Source organism: Pseudomonas sp. S4_EA_1b (assembly GCF_016307435.1).
GTDB lineage: Bacteria > Pseudomonadota > Gammaproteobacteria > Pseudomonadales > Pseudomonadaceae > Aquipseudomonas > Aquipseudomonas rhodesiae.
Genome location: NZ_JAEILC010000118.1, coordinates 1 through 1,782, shown reverse-complemented (window position 1 = coordinate 1,782; position 1,782 = coordinate 1). Strand labels below are relative to the sequence as shown.

General features: G+C 62.1%; 3 protein-coding genes. All 3 read right to left on the bottom strand.

Translation table 11 applies throughout. The features are described 5' to 3' along the window. Nucleotides 1–461 (bottom strand): DUF4158 domain-containing protein (locus YA0848_RS30180; RefSeq protein ID WP_198731465.1); only part of this gene is annotated, 461 nt, incomplete at its 3' end. Between the two features lie 3 nt (nt 462–464). Further along, nucleotides 465–1,025: a recombinase family protein gene (locus YA0848_RS30175; protein ID WP_014003957.1), complete on the bottom strand. Its 561-nt coding sequence runs from the start codon at nt 1,023–1,025 to the stop codon at nt 465–467. Between the two features lie 2 nt (nt 1,026–1,027). After that, a complete protein-coding gene (locus YA0848_RS30170; RefSeq protein WP_232925212.1) occupies nt 1,028–1,636 on the bottom strand; it encodes a hypothetical protein in 609 nt (202 codons plus the stop codon). Between the last annotated feature and the right edge of the window lie 146 nt (nt 1,637–1,782).

Below are 1,782 nucleotides of genomic sequence, written 5' to 3'. Positions count from 1 at the left end.
CGCCGCGGCTGCCGCCGGCTCTCCAGAGCCTGGCTGGCCAGCAGCAAGCCCTTGTCGGTCTGCTGGGCCAACTCGGTCAGCTCGCGCACGAGGTTGCGGAAGTCGGACAGGCCAAACGGGGCCAGTTGCAGGTAGGTGCGCAGTTCATGGGCGTGCTCGCGGCGGGTCACGTCGCGTTCGCCGTACTTCGCCCAACTCGCCGGGTCGGCCTGAACCTGCTTGGCCACCCACAGGATGACCGGCTCGGGCGGCTCGCTGTCGGTGCCCAACGCATAGCCGGGGTAGCGCAGCAGGCTGAGCTGCACCGCGAAGCCTAGGCGGTTGGCGTCGCCGCGCCGCTGGCGGATCAGCGACAGGTCGGAGTCGTTGAAGGTGTAGTAGCGGATCATGTCATCCTGGCTTTCTGGCAACGCAAGCAGGGTGTCCCGCTCCGTGGCCGAGAGGATCAAGCGACGCGGCATGTATCAGTCGTCCGTGCGGAGGTACTGGTAGAGGGTTTCCCGGCTGATGTTGAACTCGCGGGCAAGCTGCGCCTTGGGCTCGCCGGCCGTCGCTCGCTGCCGCAGGGTAGCAGCCTGCTCATCGGACAGGGCTTTCTTGCGGCCTCGGTACGCGCCACGCTGCTTGGCCAAGGCGATACCCTCACGCTGCCGCTCGCGGATCAGGGCGCGCTCGAACTCGGCGAAGGCACCCATCACCGACAGCATGAGGTTGGCCATCGGCGAGTCCTCGCCGGTGAAGACTAGGCCCTCTTTCAGGAATTCGATACGCACGCCGCGCTGGGTCAGCTTCTGCACAAGGCGGCGCAGGTCATCGAGGTTGCGCGCCAGGCGATCCATGCTGTGCACTACCACGGTGTCACCTTCGCGGACGAAGCTCAGTAGCGCTTCGAGCTGGGGGCGCTGAGTGTCCTTGCCCGAGGCCTTGTCGGTGAACACCTTGCTCACCTCGGTCTCCTCCAGCTGGCGTTCCGGGTTCTGGTCGAAGCTGCTGACCCGGACGTAGCCAATGCGATGTCCCTGCACGCCTACTGCTCCGCCGAGAAATGGCGCTCGGGCCAACGCCAACGGCGGATGCGCTCCCACAACACTTTGCCGCCAATCCCAACATCGTTCTTGTCGGGATCGAGATTGAGTAACAATGCCAGTCGAGCGATCGCGCTCTGCATCGGGTACATGTTCCCGTAGCCAGCGATCTTTCGCAGGATTTCATTCTCGCTCTTCTCTAACTCTTCGGGAGTATTGAAGGTGGTGGCATAGTCAGTGATCACTGCTGAAGCGGCATCCAAGGCGCTGTAGGTTTCTCGAAGCACTTCGAGCACTTCATGAGTGAGTGCCCCCAGCTCGACTTGGGTTCCATCCGGCAAGGTGGCGATCCCCTTCTCTAAAAAGATCACCCCGTCACGTAGATAAAGTGCCTGGAGGGCATCTACCCCAACGAACGACGGCGCGTCCTGGTCTACCGCAGGCCTGCCGAGAATGTGGCAATGCAAATGCAGGCTCGCGGCTCGAAGCAAACGCCGCGCCTCGGGAGTTGGTGGATTTATCCAAGGGTCTGCCTGCTCCCGCCGCCAGACAACCGTTCCCCACCACAGCCCGGCGACTACCAACCCTAATCCAACCCATAGAAAGGTCATCAGAACAACTCCGCGTTGAAGGTGAGCAAGGGGGCTAAGTGCACTTTCTGTTCCGTTGCGCCTCAAGCCCTGCTTTTGTCAGGCTGAAATCTATGACCTTTGCGGGCATGTGTCAAAGAATGCGAAAGAAGACTCTATTCTGACGG

What these genes read in the sequence shown, in the direction of transcription:
- YA0848_RS30170 (WP_232925212.1), bottom strand. Translation starts at nt 1,636, where the DNA reads ATGACCTTTCTATGGGTTGGATTAGGGTTGGTAGTCGCCGGGCTGTGG.